The sequence below is a fragment of the Altererythrobacter sp. BO-6 genome (assembly GCF_011047315.1).
GTDB lineage: Bacteria > Pseudomonadota > Alphaproteobacteria > Sphingomonadales > Sphingomonadaceae > Erythrobacter.
Genome location: NZ_CP049259.1, coordinates 289706 through 303985 on the forward strand (window position 1 = coordinate 289706; position 14280 = coordinate 303985).

Here is a 14280-nt window from a genome sequence, read left to right on the forward strand (position 1 = left end):
CTCATGCGCCCCGCTCCACCCGCAACTTGCGGCAAACCTCGCTATGAAACTCCGGCTTCCCGTGGGGGAATGCGAGCGCCCAGAACTGAATGTTGCCCTCAAGATCCTCGACAATGCCGTTGAGCGCCACCTGCGCCGGATCGCGCAGCACAGCCATGATGTCGGCCCGCAGGACCAGCTCGTCTGCTGAGTGCACCGAGGCTACGGCAATGGCTTCGACCGGTGCATCGCGCGAGTTAAGGCGGAAGTGGTCGAAATCGTAACACGCCCATTTCGACGAGGGTGAGAGGTTGAATTCCCGGTACCAGGTCCCGCCATCAGGCTGCCAGAAGATCTCGAAACAGGTCGTCTGCCACAGGAAATCGCGCCGCTCCGGAATGGCAGTATCCGGCACCTTTATGGCTGAAATATCGCCATGCAGGCGGAACTCGGCCTGGCATCCATTGGGCGTGGCGCGCAGGCTGGCGGTGACCGAAGTGATCGGGCCGGGTCGGCAATCGGGATGGAGAATAAGCGAATGCATCGCAGCCAGCCCTATGGCTGTGCGGTCCGCGCTGCAAGAGGCTTACGCTCGCGCAAAAGCGCTGCTAGTGGCGAGCGCGAAATGAGCACTTACGAATCCGATCTCCTGCGCCTGCTCGAAGAGCGCGGCTATATTCACCAGGTCACCGATGCTGCGGGGCTGGACAAGCTCGCGATGAGCCAGGTTGTCCCCGGATACATCGGTTTTGACGCCACCGCGCCTTCGCTGCATGTCGGCAGCCTCGTGCAAATCATGATGCTGCGCCGCCTGCAGCAGGCCGGGCACAAGCCGATCGTCGTTATGGGCGGCGGCACCACCAAGGTAGGGGATCCGTCGGGCAAGGACGAAAGCCGCAAGCTCCTGACCCAGGAAACCATCCAGGCGAATATTGCTTCGATCCGTACCGTGTTCGAGCGCCTTCTCGCGTTCGGGGACGGGCCGACCGACGCGATCATGGTCGACAATGACGAATGGCTTAGCACGCTCGGTTACATCGATTTGCTGCGCGACGTGGGCCCGCACTTCTCGATCAACCGCATGCTGACCTTCGATTCGGTGAAGCTGCGGCTTGAGCGTGAACAGCCGCTTACCTTCCTCGAATTCAATTACATGATCCTGCAGGCATACGATTTTCTTGAGCTGGCACGCAGATATGACTGCCGGTTGCAGATGGGCGGCAGCGATCAATGGGGCAATATCGTCAACGGCATGGAGCTTTCGCGCCGTATGGAAGGGCGCGAGCTGTTCGGGCTCACCACGCCGCTGTTGACGACCGCCGATGGCGCCAAGATGGGCAAGACGGCTGCAGGTGCTGTATGGCTCAACGAGGCCCAGCTGCCGAGCTATGACTTCTGGCAATACTGGCGCAACACCGATGACCGCGATGTGGGAAAGTTCCTGCGCCTGTTCACCGATCTTCCGCTGGACGAGATTTCCCGGCTCGAAGCGCTTGAAGGCGCTGAAATCAACCAGGCCAAGATCGTGCTCGCCAACGAAGTCACGAAGCTGGTCCGCGGCGAGGAAGCTGCCGTTGCAGCCGAGGCGACTGCACAAGCAACCTTCGCCGGTGGTGGTGCAGGCGAAGACCTGCCCTCGCTCTCGGTCGGCGCCGAAGGCATGCGCATCGGAGCTGTCCTGACCGAACTGGGCTTCACCGCATCCAATGGCGAAGCCAAGCGGAAGATCGCCGAGGGTGCGGTCAAGCTCGATGACGAGGTGATCGACGATGCAGGATTCCTCATCGAAGCCGGCGAAGGCGAACAGCGCAAGCTGAGCCTGGGCAAAAAGAAGCACGCGATCGTTACGCGTTAACCGCTCCAAGCTCCTGAAATTCCGATCAAGGTGCGGCAAGTTTACCTGTAATCGGCTGAATTGCGCCATTTTTGGCCAGTTCATCTTTACCAAATATCAGCCTTTCGCCGTCATTACCGGTCACAAGAGCGTTTTGTGGAGGTTTATGACCGTGAGTGCTGGAGCAAATCTGAGCGTCACCGATCTGCGCCGTGCGGCGCGCCATCCGGTTGATTTTCCGGTCATCGCCGAGCACCGCCGCCTGGGCGACCTCAAGCTCCATGTCGCGAATCTTTCAGCACACGGCTTCATGGTCGACAATGGCGAGGGCCTGCAGCGCGGCGATCGCGTGATCATCCGCCTGCCCGTGGTTGGCCGGATCGAAGCCTATGTGATCTGGTGCCGCGAAGAACGCGCCGGCTTCCAGTTCGAGCGAATCATCCGCCTGGATGACTTCATGGCGATCATCGACGAGCTGCAGCCCAATCCGCGCCTGCGTCGCCTTCGCTGAGCAACCCCAACTTCGAACAACTATAGTTTTTGACGCCTTGGCAGCGGCACTGCGCCCTGCCATTGCGTGTCTGTGAGCAACACAGCACAATCCGCGTCGGGACCGAGCGACACGATCCACCCCTTCCGCATCGCGAATTTCCGTGCCTATTGGGCCAGTCGGCTCAGCATGACGCTGGCACAATATGCCATGCTGCTGATCATTGGCTGGCAAACTTACAATCTCGCCCGTGATGACGGGATGAGCGTGGCTGGCGCATCGGGGCAACTGGCGCTGATCGGCCTACTGCAGTTTGTTCCGCTGTTCGTATTAACGCCCTTCGTCGGGCTGGCAGCGGACATTTTCGATCGACGCGGTCTGGGGCGGCTGACAGTGCTGCTTCAGTTGGCTTGCGCGGCGACCCTTGCCTGGGTGACCTGGCAAGGCGTGGTCAGTATCCCGATCCTGTTTACGGTGGCGGTATTGCTGGGCATCGCCCGCGCATTTGCTGGACCCGCCCTTTCCGCCCTCGCCCCCAACCTTGTGCCCAAGGCGATCCTGCCCAATGCCATCGCCCTGTCCAGCATATCTTGGCAGGTAGGGATGATCGTTGGGCCGTTTATCGGCGGCTACACCTATTCGCTTCTGCCGTTCCTGCCTTACCTGGTGGCGACCACGCTGTTCGGGGTGTCCGCGATCGCGCTCAGCCTGATTGGCAAGGTACCGCAGCCGCCGCTTCGCAAGGACCAGCGCCCGATCGGCCAGATGCTCGACGGTATTCGCTATGTCCGCCAGAACCGGATGGTGCTCGGCGCGATCACGCTGGACCTGTTCGCCGTGTTCCTGGCGGGCGCAACAGCGCTGTTCCCGGTCTATGCGCGCGACATCCTGCAAGTAGGGGAAACCGGGCTTGCCCAGCTGGCAATGGCGCCGGCGGCGGGTGCAGCTCTCACCGCGCTGTGGTTCAGCTTCCGCCCGCTCAAGAACAATGTCGGCCCCAAGATGCTGTGGGCGGTGTTCATATTCGGCCTCGCCACCGTCGTATTTGGCCTGTCCACATCGATGCCGCTGAGCCTGGCTATGCTGTTCATCGTCGGCGCGGCTGACATGTTCAGCGTCTATATCCGCCAGTCGCTGATCCAGCTGCACACGCCCGATGACAAACGCGGGCGCGTGTCCTCGGTCAGCCTGTTGACGATCAGCGCATCGAACGAATTCGGCGACTTCTTTTCGGGCAGCCTTGCCTTCCTGATCGGGCCGGTTGCCGCCGTAGTCACCGGCGGTGCGGGCGCGATCGTTACAGTTGCGCTGTGGAGCAAGCTTTTCCCTGTGCTAAGGACTACGAAGACTTTCGACCCACCGGATGAGGTCGCGCTACAGCATCACCGGCACAATTCTCAGGAGGCCTGACATGAAAGCCGCAAACATCCTCGCCACCATCGGTGGCACGCCCCATATCCGCCTTGCGCGCATGTTTCCCGATCATGAAGTGTGGGTGAAATCAGAACGGGCCAATCCCGGCGGTTCGATCAAGGATCGGATCGGCCTGGCCATGATCGAGGATGCCGAGGCATCCGGCGCGCTCAAGCCGGGAGGCACCATTATCGAACCGACCAGTGGCAACACCGGAATCGGCCTGGCGATGGTGGCCGCGGTCAAGGGCTACAAGCTGATCCTGGTCATGCCCGAATCGATGTCGCTGGAGCGGCGCCGCCTGATGCTCGCCTATGGCGCCAGCTTCGACCTTACGCCCAAGGAAAAAGGTATGAAAGGCGCGATCGAGCGCGCCACGGAACTCGTGGAGCAGACCCCGCACTCATGGATGCCCAGCCAGTTTGACAATGATGCCAACTGGAAGGTCCATGTGCGTACGACGGCGAAGGAAATCCTGGCGGATTTTGCAGACGACCCGATCGACGTGCTGATCACCGGCGTCGGCACCGGCGGGCACCTGACCGGCTGTGCCGAAGAGCTCAAGCGCCACTGGTCAGGCATGAAAGCCTATGCGGTCGAGCCCTCGCTCTCGCCGGTCATCAGCGGCGGCCAGCCCGGCCCGCATCCGATCCAGGGGATTGGTGCCGGCTTCATTCCCGGCAATCTGCACACCCAGTCGATCGACGGCGCGATCCAGGTCGACCCCGAAGATGCCAAGGAAATGGCCCGCCGTTGCGCCCGCGAGGAGGGCATGCTGGTCGGCATTTCAAGCGGTGCGACCTTGGCCGCCATCGCCAAGAAGCTGCCTGATCTTGCCCCTGAGAGCCGTGTGCTCGGCTTCAATTACGATACCGGCGAGCGTTACCTTTCGGTGCCGGACTTCCTGCCAGTCGAATGAGTTTCGAACGGATCGAATATCGCGACGGGGACACGCCGCTGACCGGGTTGCTGGTGCGCCCGGCGGGGATTCCTCGCGCGGCGGTTGCGGTGTTCCCTACCTTCATGAACACAACGCCAGGCGTTGAAGCAAAGGCACGTGCGCTCGCGGCCGCAGGTTACACCGCGCTGATTGCCGATTTCTATGGGCCCGAAACGCCCCATGATTTCGATTCCGCCAACGCAGCGATGATGCGCCTCCGCGCCGATCCGGTCGCCATGCGCCAACGCCTTGCTGCCACGCTCGACATCCTGCGCGATCTGGAACCCGGACTGCCAATGGCCGCGATCGGTTTCTGCCTCGGCGGCATGGCAGTGCTGGAACTGGCACGCGAGGGCCAGGACCTGGCCCTGGTCGCCAGCTTCCACGGCCTGTTGCAGACACCCTTGCCCGCCAGGCAGCCCATCAAGCCGCGGATCCTGGTCTGCCATGGCGATGTCGATTTCCTTGTCCCTCGCAGCCATGTGATGGGCTTCTGGGAAGAAATGGACGCCGTGGGGGCGGATTGGCACTTTCACAGCTATGCCAGCGTGGATCACGGCTTCACCAACCCGCTGACACCTGCTGGCGCGCCCAATCCGGCATACAACGCCAGCGCCGACCGGCAGAGCTGGGCCGCACTGCTGGAACTGCTCGACGAAGTGCTGGGCTGATCAGCGAACGGTTACAAATACGAAGCCAGTCGATTCTTCGCCATTTTGCGCGCGGCTTACATAGGTGAACGACGATGGCCCAACGTAGTTATTTGCGCGTGCCAGCAGCACGGTACCATCAGCTGAAACCGAGACCGAAATTTGCGCGGAATTGAAATTTCCAACCGATACCACCCGTGCAGTCTCTTGCCCCTGATAGAGCCGCCAATCGTTGCAAGCTGGTGAGCGCGTTAGGGGGTTGCTGCAACCGCTCATTGAAAGTGTGTACGGCGTAGTCATATTCGCGCTAAGTTCGCGATAATCTGGCACGGCGATGAAACCGCCCACGTTCGGGGCAGCGAAAATCGTAAAACGGCCTGCCTCATTGCGGATATCGGTGTCAGTGATAGCCGAGATCCGCGCTGCCTCCGGGTTGGGCCACTGACTTCCCAGGATTTTGAGTTCAGGAAGGATATAAAAACGAAAAGCATAGGCCCAGCCACGAGCGCTATCTGCATTGTTGATCCGGTATGGCATGGTAGCGAAATATCGCGCAAGCAGCGTGCTCATCGCAGTCAGTTGTTCAGGTGGCTTCCCCTGAGCCTCACGGCTTTTTTCGAGCACCGCGCGGACTACCGAAGCATCTCTCAGGTTCGCGCTTCCACCCGCGGCGATCACCTGAGCGAGATAACGCGACGACTCTTCCAACGGAACACTGTAGTCGACCGGATCGCCATTGGTGTCCTTGGCGATTGCCGCTAATGCCAGCAGTTCGAGATTGACCGTGATAAGGCGTGCCGCGTCGTTCCTGATTTCGCTATTGCTGTTTGAAAGGTTAGCTACCGGATCAAACGTTAGTAGCCCCGTTTCGGGACGCAAGATCTCGACTCCACGATCCAAACCCAGCGCCGATCTCGCCGCCTGTTCACTGACTCCAGAATCAATGAGTGTAGTAAGTGGTGACACAATGGTTGCCCCCGCGGGCGCGCTCAAGCCGGTATAAACCAGCCCTGTTATGGCATCGACCCCAAGCGAGGCGCGCAACCTTGTCGAAGCGGTGGAAGGCAATGTGCCGCTGATAGCCGTTGTTAAACCCACACCAAAGGAGCCTTGCAACGTCGTGCGGGTTGATGCGTCACCCGGCCCGAATTGCCCGTCACCACTCGTATCCAGATCAATGACGGAAATCAGCCCCCCTGCCCCGGCGGCGCTGAACGCAACCGCGGGTGTCGGGGTTGGCGTGGGAGTGGGAGTGGGAGCAGGCGCCCCGCCGCCACCCGGCGGGCTGCCTGAGCCGCCGCCTCCGCCGCATGCGGCAAGCAGCGCCAAAGGCGCGACAAACGCAACGCCGCGCATCAAGCGACCAAACATCCTCTTTTTCTCCGGGAAAGTGCTGTGACCGGTGAGTAGTATCGTATTATGCAACATTGCGGTCGGTACCGCGGACCGTGACTATTATCGCGCCCAAGCGTCGTACTAGTACATCGCGAAGCGCGAACGCTTGGCTGGCCTTGGCTTGGCCTCACCCCTCCACAACGAGCAAACCGGGCGCCTTTCGATCGGCGCCCGGTCGTCGCTTTGAAGATCGACCTTAATTCGGCCGCTCTTCCAACGGGATCACGCAGCGGTCGCGAATGCCTCCGCGCCGAGCGCCATCATGCTGTCCGCACCTGCCTCGAGCTTGCGGCGCAGCGCGCCTGCATCGGGCAGGAAGCGATCCATGTAATAGCGGGCGGTGGTGATTTTGGCTTCGTAGAAAGCCTTGTCTTCCGTGCCGGCAGCCAGAGCAGCCTGCGCGACCTTGGCCATGCGCAGCCACATCCAGCCGAGCGACACGATGCCCATGATATGCATATAGTGATGCGCGCCCGCGCCAAGATTGTTGGGGTTGGTCATCGCATTTTGCATGAACCACATTGTTGCCGCCTGCTGCTGGCCGAGCGCCTTTTCGAGCGCTTCAGCAAGCGGGCCAAGCTGCGCGTCACCCTTGGCGGCGGCGATATCGTCACCGACGGCCTTGAAATAGGCCTGGATCGCCGCGCCGCCGCCCTGCGCCAGCTTGCGGCCGCACAGGTCCATCGCCTGCACGCCGTTGGTCCCTTCATAGATCATGGCGATGCGGGCATCGCGCACGAACTGGCTCATGCCCCATTCCTCGATATAGCCGTGGCCGCCGAAGACCTGCTGCATGTTGGTGACAACTTCATAGCCCTTGTCGGTGCCATAGCCCTTGATGACCGGGGTCAGCAGGCCGATCATCGCGTCAGCTTGCTCACGCTCCTCCTCGGTCGGCGCCTTGTGGCTGAGATCAACCATCAGCGCGCCCCACAGGCACAGGGCACGCATGCCTTCGGTAAAGGCCTTGGCGTCCATTAGCATGCGGCGCACGTCGGGATGGACGAAGATCGGATCAGCCTTAGCCTGAGGATCGGCCGGACCGGTCAGTGCCCTGCCCTGGCGGCGATCAAGCGCATAGGCGACCGCGTTCTGGTAGGCGGCCTCAGCCTGCGACAGGCCCTGGATACCAACGCCCAGGCGGGCAGCGTTCATCATGATGAACATGGCGGCAAGGCCCTTGTTTTCCTCGCCCACGAGCCAGCCCTTGGCGCCATCATAGTTGAGGACGCAGGTGGAGTTCGCGTGGATACCCATCTTGTGTTCGATCGAGCCGCACATCACACCGTTGCGCTCGCCCACCGAACCGTCTTCATTGACGAGGAACTTGGGCACCACGAACAGCGAAATGCCCTTGGTGCTGTCAGGCGCGCCCGGCGTCTTGGCCAGCACGAGGTGGATGATATTGTCCGACATGTCATGTTCGCCGGCCGAAATGAAAATCTTGGTGCCGGTGATGGCATAGCTGCCATCGGCCTGCGGCTCGGCCTTCGTGCGGATCATGCCCAGATCGGTGCCGCAATGCGGCTCGGTCAGGTTCATGGTGCCGGTCCACTCGCCGGAGATCATCTTGGGGAGATACATCGCCTTCTGTTCCGGCGAGCCCTTGGCGATCAGCGCGGACACCGCACCATTGGTGAGGCCCGGATACATGCCGAACGCCTGGTTCGCGCCGGAGATGAATTCTTCCATCACCATGCCGAGGACATGCGGCATGCCCTGCCCGCCGAATTCCTCGGGCGCTGAAAGCGTGCCCCAGCCCGCTGCGCGGAACTGGTCGAATGCTTCCTTGAACCCCTTGGGTGTGGTGACCGAACCATCCGGATGGCGAGTGCAGCCTTCCTGGTCGCCGGACAGGTTGATCGGCGCGAGAACCTCGGAACAGAATTTCCCGCCTTCGTTGATCACTGCATCGGTGATGTCGGGCGTTGCCATCTCGAAGCCGGGCAAATTGCCGTAGCTGCCGAGGTCGATGACTTCGTTGACGATGAAGCGGGTGTCGCGGGTGGGTGCGGTGTAGACGGGCATCTGCGTGTCCTTGGTTCTTGGTCGTTTAAGTTCGGGCCGGGCCGATTAGCCCAGATCCAGCGTTTCGATCTGTTTGATGAATTCGCTGAGTTCCTTGATTGACGAGATCGATGTCGGCACGTTGCTGACGCAGCTTTGCGACATGCGCCTTGCACTTCTCGACAGTGACGCGGCGCTGCTCGACCCGGCCATCGCCAAGGTCGTACAGGTCGATCATCTCGCGAATTTCGTTGAGGCTGAAGCCGACGTTCTTGGCCCGCATTATCCAGGCGAGCCGCGCACGATCCCGCTTGGAATAGACGCGGGTTAGCCCGACCCTAGCGGGAGAGATCAAACCCTCGTCTTCGTAGAAACGAAGCGCACGGGCGGTGCAATCAAACTCCGATGTCAGGTCAGAAATCGTATATTGCTCGCGCGCCAGCTTGTCGGGGCGATCGATATGCGCGCCGGCGTGCTTGGTATCGCCATTGGCAGGTGTCGGATGAGCATGTGCAGTAGCCATAAACCGCGCATAGCTTACCTTTACGTTAGCGTCAAGCATTGACCCTTACGAGAGCACCGTCTTCCAGGCGGCGATAGAAACACGAGACCGCCCCTGTGTGGCAGGCTGGACCGGCTGGCTCGGCCCGCACCAGCAAAGCGTCCTGGTCGCAATCGACCAGGATATCGATAACGCGCAGCACGTTCCCGGAGCTCTCGCCCTTCTTCCAGAGCGCTTGGCGCGACCGAGACCAGAAATGGGTAAAGCCGGTCTCAATCGTTGCCTCAAGCGCATCGCGATTCATGAAGGCGACCATCAAGACTTTGTGAGAATCGGCATCGCATACAACTGCCGTAAGCAAGCCGTTGGCATCAAACTTGGGTTGGAACTTGAGCGTGCGATCTGCAGGCTCGCCCATCTCGCTTGCGACTGACAATCGGAATTCCTTCGGTGAACGGGTATTTAGTTGCGACAGCTTGTTGCAGGATAACCACAGATAACAGCCAAAATCCACAGGCTGGCCGATTCAGGCTTTGATCTTTGCCATCAAAGTGAGACCAAGCGCCTGCGGGTTTTGACCTGCACACCGAAAGCCGGTGCTAACGCGCCAGGTTCAGGGGGCGATCGGAATGCAGCTCTCCACAAAAGGGTTGAGCGCTTTCGATCAAACGATGAGGGATAGGACCCGGATGGCCAAAAGGGGGGTGGCCATCTTAGCTTCTTGTGAAGCGGGTTCGCGAAAATTCGTCACGTGGCGCCCGGGGTCTAACCGACCCCGGGCGTTATGTTTTCCGGGCCAGCACCTGAGTCGAACGCTGCGGTATCACCGTGCAGTGCTTCGTCCATGACGCGTGCAAAACAGCTGATCCGAACCGACGATGCACCCGCCTTAAGCAACAGCGCAACGCACGTGCCGCTTGTTGCCCCACTGGTCAGGACATCATCGACCAAAATGATTTCGCGGCCTTTGATCAGGTGCTTGCGCGAAGGATTAAGCGCAATCGCACCGCTCAGCGTGCGTTGCCGGGCGCGGCGGGTCATGCCGCCAAGCATCGGGGTCGATTTCGTGCGCAACAGAGCGTCAACCATCAGTTCACCCTTGCCCTGGCGAGCCAGCTCACGTGCCAGCAGTGCCGACTGGTTGAACCCGCGCCGCCAAAGCCGCCAGCGATGAAGCGGCACCGGCACCAGCAGCGGCAGTCGTCCCTCTGCTTGCGGCAGTTTGGCCGCCATAAGTCGCGCCAATTGCGGGGCCAACGCAATCCGATGGCCGTGCTTGAAAGACAATAGCAGCTTGCGCGAGGCATCATTGTAGATCGTCGCCGCGGCGATCCCGGCATGGCGCGGGGGATCGGCGAGGCAAGGCGCGCATGTCGCTCCATCGCTACCCGGAGGCATCGGCCGGGAGCAGCTGGCGCAGGCTGGCTCGCCCGGGATTACCAGCTGCCCCCAGCAACCGGTACAAAGGCCGCCCTGCGCTGCGGTCGCTTCCCCGCACAGGGGGCAGCGTGGCGGAAAGACCAAGTCCACCAGCGGCGCAAACGCATGCGCAAGCGAAGCAGAAATCCTGTCTGCGCGACCCATCTTTACTTGCTGCACCTCTTGCGCGGCGCTGGCAAGCGGGGCACTGCGCCTGGCATGAACCGCGTTCCGCAAATCTTCTCCAGCCAAAGGCGCGATATGCGCACGGCGCGTGCAGCGACGTTATCCCGGCAAGAGGGCACTACCAGCTGGCTGCACGACGAATTGCAGCGAGATGTCCTCGAACGGCTAGACTTCATGCGGTTCGAACCAAACCGCTCGCTCATTATCGGCCAGCATGCGCGCCGATTCGCGGGTGACATAGCCGGCGAAGCCGTTGCCCTCACCTCACCCGACGAAGAGCAGCCGCTGCCCGGCGGGCCTTATGACCTGATCGTCAGCCATGCCCGGCTCGACACGGTCAACGACCTGCCCGGTGCGCTGATCCACCTCCGCCATGCCATCTCCCCCGGCGGGCTGATGATCGCGCAGATCATAGGTGCAGGCAGTTTGCCAAGCTTGCGGCAGGTCATGCATGCCGCCGACGGTGATCGGTCGGCCGCGCGCATCCACCCGCAGATCGATGACCGCGCCGCATCCGCATTGATGCAGCGCGCCGGATTCGCCAAACAGGTGGTCGACACGCATAAGCTCACGGTGCGCTATCGCTCGTTCGAGCGGCTTGTGGCCGACCTGCGCGAACAGGCACTGACATCGGTGCTGTTATCGCCCGCGCCCTATGTAGGAAAGGCCGGGCTGGCCCGCGCGCGCGCCGCGTTCGAGGAACTGCGCGACGCGGAAGGAAAGGTCGCCGAGACCTTCCAGATCCTGACCCTGACCGGCTGGCGATAGGCCTTACTTGAGGGCCGCCTGAGCCGCTGCCAACCGCGCGATCGGAACGCGATAGGGCGAGGCTGACACGTAATCGAGGCCGACCTTTTCGCAGAAGGCGATGCTCGCCGGGTCGCCGCCATGCTCGCCGCAAATGCCCAGCTTGATGTCGGGCCGGGTTGCCCTGCCCCGCTCCGCCGCCAGCTCGACCAGCTGACCGACACCTTCGATATCCAAGCTGACGAACGGATCGCGCGGGAAAATCCCCTTGTCGACATAGGGCGCAAGGAAGCGCGCCGAATCGTCGCGGCTCACGCCCAGCGTCGTCTGCGTCAGGTCGTTGGTGCCGAAGCTGAAGAAGGCGCCTTCCTCTGCGATCTCTCCCGCCATCAGCGCCGCTCGTGGCAGTTCGATCATCGTGCCCACGAGATAGTCTACCGGGCAGCCGGTTTCCTCGAACACCTGTTTCGCCACCCGGTCCACCAGCGCCTTGAGCAGTTCGAGCTCGCGCTTGGTCGCGACCAGCGGGATCATGATCTCCGGCACCGGAGTTTCGCCGGAACCTTTGGCCACTTCGCACGCCGCCTCGAAGATTGCGCGCGCCTGCATCTCGTAGATTTCGGGGAAAGTGATCCCCAGGCGGCAGCCGCGATGGCCCAGCATCGGGTTGAATTCGTGCAGTTCACCCGCGCGCCGCTTCAAATGATCGACGCCCAGGCCGGTGGCATCGGCAAGCTCAGCAAAATCGGCGTCTTCATGCGGCAGGAATTCATGCAGCGGCGGGTCGAGCAGGCGGATCGTGCATGGCAGGCCCGCCATCACCTCGAAGATCTCGCGGAAGTCCGCGCGCTGTTCGGGCAGCAGCTCGGCCAGCGCAGCGCGGCGCGTCGCCTCGTTTTCAGCAAGGATCATCTGGCGCACCGCGCGGATCCGGCGCGCGTCGAAGAACATATGCTCGGTACGGCACAGCCCGATGCCCTCGGCGCCGAACTGGCGCGCCATGCGGCAGTCGGCCGGGGTCTCGGCATTGGTGCGCACCTTCATCCGGCGGTGCTGGTCGGCCCATTCCATCAGCGTGCCGAAATCGCCCGCCAGCTCGGGCTCGACAGTGCGCACTTCGCCTGCCATCACCTGCCCGTTGCTGCCATCGATGGTGATGACATCGCCCTCTTTCAGCTCGCGATTGCCGATCCGCAGCGTCTTGGACGCACGGTCGATCGAGACCGCAGAGGCCCCAGAGACGCAGGGCCGCCCCATCCCGCGCGCCACCACGGCGGCGTGGCTGGTCATCCCGCCGCGCGCGGTCAGGATACCCTGTGCGGCGTGCATGCCGTGGATGTCCTCTGGGCTGGTTTCGACCCGCACCAGGATCACTTTCTCGCTGCGCGCGGCAAATTGTTCGGCGGTGTCGGCGTCGAGCACGATCTTGCCCGAAGCCGCGCCGGGCGAAGCCGGCAGGCCGCTGGTCAGGATGTCGCGGTGCGCCTTGGGGTCGAGCGTAGGATGGAGCAACTGGTCCAGCGCCATCGGATCGACCCGCAGGATCGCGGTCTTCTCGTCGATCAGCCCTTCGCCGACCATATCGACCGCCATCTTCAGCGCCGCCTTGGCGGTGCGCTTGCCGCTGCGCGTCTGCAGCATCCACAGCTTGCCGCGCTCGACGGTAAATTCGATGTCCTGCATGTCCTTGTAGTGCCGCTCGAGCAGGTCGAACACGCGGGCGAGCTCGGCATAGGCCTCGGGCATCGCCTCTTCCATCGAAAGCGGCTTGGCATTGGCGCGTTCGCGCGCCGCCTTGGTGAGGTATTGCGGCGTGCGGATGCCCGCCACCACGTCCTCACCCTGCGCGTTGATGAGGTATTCGCCGTAATAGGCGCGCTCGCCCGTCGCCGGATCGCGGGTGAACGCAACGCCTGTGGCACTGGTGTCACCCATATTGCCGAACACCATGGCCTGCACGTTGACAGCGGTGCCCCAGTCGGCCGGAATGTCGTTCAAGCGGCGATAGACCTTGGCGCGATCGCTTTCCCAGCTATCGAACACCGCGCGGATCGCACCCCACAGCTGTTCGGTCACATCCTGCGGGAACGGCGCGCCCAGCTCCTGCTCAACCAGCGCCTTGTACTCACTCACCAGCGCCTGCCAGTCTTCGGCCTCAAGCTCGGTGTCGGCGTAATAGCCCTTGTCTTCCTTGGCGATTTCCAGCGCTTCCTCGAACAGGCCATGATCGAGCCCCAGCACCACGTCGGAATACATCTGGATGAAGCGGCGATAGCTGTCCCACGCAAAGCGCTCATCGCCCGAGGTCGCGGCCAGGCCCTGGACGGTCGCATCGTTGAGGCCAAGGTTCAGCACCGTGTCCATCATGCCGGGCATGGAGACCCGTGCGCCAGACCGCACTGAAACCAGCAGCGGATCGGCGGCATCGCCGAATGACTTGCCTACGGTCGCTTCGATATGCACCAGTGCATCGGCCACCTGCGCGCGCAGTTCGGAAGTGAATTCAGCGCCTTCCTGAAGGTACTTCACGCATTCTTCGGTGGTGATTGTGAAGCCCGGCGGCACCGGCAGGCCGATGCTGGCCATTTCGGCCAGGTTCGCGCCCTTCCCGCCGGAAACGGTCTTGTCCTTCTGCCGCGGGTCGCTGTGATCCGCCGAACCGCCGAAAGTGTAGACCGTCTTGTTCATGCCCCTGCCCCCGCGATGGAACGGCGAAGG

Annotated in this window: 13 protein-coding genes and 1 pseudogene; 6 read left to right on the forward strand and 8 right to left on the reverse strand. The window is 62.1% G+C overall.

Features of this window, described 5'->3' with window-relative positions; all coding sequences use genetic code 11:
- Position 1: 1 nt before the first annotated feature.
- Positions 2 to 523 carry a hypothetical protein gene (locus G6N82_RS01375; RefSeq protein WP_165193011.1) on the reverse strand — a complete coding sequence of 174 codons (522 nt, stop codon included), beginning with the start codon at positions 521 to 523 and terminating at the stop codon, positions 2 to 4.
- An 81-nt stretch (positions 524 to 604) separates the two neighbouring features.
- On the opposite strand from G6N82_RS01375, the gene tyrS reads away from it, so the two are divergent.
- Positions 605 to 1834 (forward strand): tyrosine--tRNA ligase, encoded by a 1230-nt coding sequence (tyrS, locus tag G6N82_RS01380; protein WP_165193013.1) that lies wholly within the window; start codon positions 605 to 607, stop codon positions 1832 to 1834.
- 25 nt (positions 1835 to 1859) lie between these two features.
- On the opposite strand, the gene G6N82_RS01385 is transcribed toward tyrS, so the two are convergent.
- Positions 1860 to 2096: a hypothetical protein gene (locus tag G6N82_RS01385; protein WP_165192543.1), complete on the reverse strand. Its 237-nt coding sequence runs from the start codon at positions 2094 to 2096 to the stop codon at positions 1860 to 1862.
- Here G6N82_RS01385 and G6N82_RS01390 point away from each other — a divergent pair.
- The 4 genes from G6N82_RS01390 to G6N82_RS01405 all read left to right on the forward strand — a co-directional run bounded on the left by G6N82_RS01390 (position 1986) and on the right by G6N82_RS01405 (position 5327).
- Positions 1986 to 2324, forward strand: a complete 339-nt coding sequence (locus tag G6N82_RS01390; RefSeq protein WP_206520267.1) for a PilZ domain-containing protein — start codon at positions 1986 to 1988, stop codon at positions 2322 to 2324. The two genes, G6N82_RS01385 and G6N82_RS01390, sit on opposite strands and share 111 nt — an antisense overlap.
- 168 nt (positions 2325 to 2492) lie before the next feature.
- A complete protein-coding gene (locus G6N82_RS01395; protein ID WP_346773763.1) occupies positions 2493 to 3713 on the forward strand; it encodes an MFS transporter in 1221 nt (406 codons plus the stop codon).
- Position 3714: 1 nt separating this feature from the next.
- Entirely contained in the window at positions 3715 to 4635 is a 921-nt protein-coding gene (gene cysK / locus G6N82_RS01400; protein WP_165193017.1) for a cysteine synthase A, read from the forward strand.
- Entirely contained in the window at positions 4632 to 5327 is a 696-nt protein-coding gene (locus G6N82_RS01405; RefSeq protein WP_165193019.1) for a dienelactone hydrolase family protein, read from the forward strand. The genes cysK and G6N82_RS01405 overlap by 4 nt, the downstream gene beginning before the upstream one ends.
- Here G6N82_RS01405 and G6N82_RS01410 read toward each other — a convergent pair whose 3' ends face one another.
- From G6N82_RS01410 to G6N82_RS01430, 5 genes and pseudogenes are all read right to left on the reverse strand, one after another.
- Complete coding sequence (locus G6N82_RS01410) at positions 5328 to 6665, reverse strand: hypothetical protein (RefSeq protein ID WP_206520268.1); 1338 nt, start codon at positions 6663 to 6665, stop codon at positions 5328 to 5330.
- A gap of 258 nt (positions 6666 to 6923) precedes the next feature.
- Positions 6924 to 8729 carry an acyl-CoA dehydrogenase C-terminal domain-containing protein gene (locus G6N82_RS01415; RefSeq protein WP_165193022.1) on the reverse strand — a complete coding sequence of 602 codons (1806 nt, stop codon included), beginning with the start codon at positions 8727 to 8729 and terminating at the stop codon, positions 6924 to 6926.
- A 45-nt stretch (positions 8730 to 8774) separates the two neighbouring features.
- Positions 8775 to 9231: pseudogene (locus tag G6N82_RS01420) on the reverse strand (MerR family DNA-binding transcriptional regulator).
- 31 nt (positions 9232 to 9262) lie between these two features.
- Positions 9263 to 9628: a phosphoribosyl-AMP cyclohydrolase gene (gene hisI, locus G6N82_RS01425; protein WP_165197841.1), complete on the reverse strand. Its 366-nt coding sequence runs from the start codon at positions 9626 to 9628 to the stop codon at positions 9263 to 9265.
- A 347-nt stretch (positions 9629 to 9975) separates the two neighbouring features.
- Positions 9976 to 10794: a ComF family protein gene (locus G6N82_RS01430; RefSeq protein ID WP_165193024.1), complete on the reverse strand. Its 819-nt coding sequence runs from the start codon at positions 10792 to 10794 to the stop codon at positions 9976 to 9978.
- A 54-nt stretch (positions 10795 to 10848) separates the two neighbouring features.
- Here G6N82_RS01430 and G6N82_RS01435 point away from each other — a divergent pair, with 54 nt between their 5' ends.
- Entirely contained in the window at positions 10849 to 11583 is a 735-nt protein-coding gene (locus G6N82_RS01435) for a methyltransferase domain-containing protein (RefSeq protein ID WP_241255153.1), read from the forward strand.
- A 3-nt stretch (positions 11584 to 11586) separates the two neighbouring features.
- Here G6N82_RS01435 and ppdK read toward each other — a convergent pair whose 3' ends face one another.
- Positions 11587 to 14250 (reverse strand): pyruvate, phosphate dikinase, encoded by a 2664-nt coding sequence (ppdK, locus tag G6N82_RS01440; RefSeq protein WP_165193026.1) that lies wholly within the window; start codon positions 14248 to 14250, stop codon positions 11587 to 11589.
- Between the last annotated feature and the right edge of the window lie 30 nt (positions 14251 to 14280).

Bases quoted from the DNA above. Each gene is read 5' to 3' on its own strand.
- G6N82_RS01375 (WP_165193011.1), bottom strand. From the start codon at position 523: ATGCATTCGCTTATTCTCCATCCCGATTGCCGACCCGGCCCGATCACT.
- tyrS (WP_165193013.1), top strand. From the start codon at position 605: ATGAGCACTTACGAATCCGATCTCCTGCGCCTGCTCGAAGAGCGCGGC.
- G6N82_RS01385 (WP_165192543.1), bottom strand. From the start codon at position 2,096: ATGGAGCTTGAGGTCGCCCAGGCGGCGGTGCTCGGCGATGACCGGAAA.
- G6N82_RS01395 (WP_346773763.1), top strand. From the start codon at position 2,493: ATGACGCTGGCACAATATGCCATGCTGCTGATCATTGGCTGGCAAACT.
- cysK (WP_165193017.1), top strand. From the start codon at position 3,715: ATGAAAGCCGCAAACATCCTCGCCACCATCGGTGGCACGCCCCATATC.
- G6N82_RS01405 (WP_165193019.1), top strand. From the start codon at position 4,632: ATGAGTTTCGAACGGATCGAATATCGCGACGGGGACACGCCGCTGACC.
- G6N82_RS01415 (WP_165193022.1), bottom strand. From the start codon at position 8,729: ATGCCCGTCTACACCGCACCCACCCGCGACACCCGCTTCATCGTCAAC.
- hisI (WP_165197841.1), bottom strand. From the start codon at position 9,628: ATGGGCGAGCCTGCAGATCGCACGCTCAAGTTCCAACCCAAGTTTGAT.
- G6N82_RS01430 (WP_165193024.1), bottom strand. From the start codon at position 10,794: ATGGGTCGCGCAGACAGGATTTCTGCTTCGCTTGCGCATGCGTTTGCG.
- G6N82_RS01435 (WP_241255153.1), top strand. From the start codon at position 10,849: ATGAACCGCGTTCCGCAAATCTTCTCCAGCCAAAGGCGCGATATGCGC.
- ppdK (WP_165193026.1), bottom strand. From the start codon at position 14,250: ATGAACAAGACGGTCTACACTTTCGGCGGTTCGGCGGATCACAGCGAC.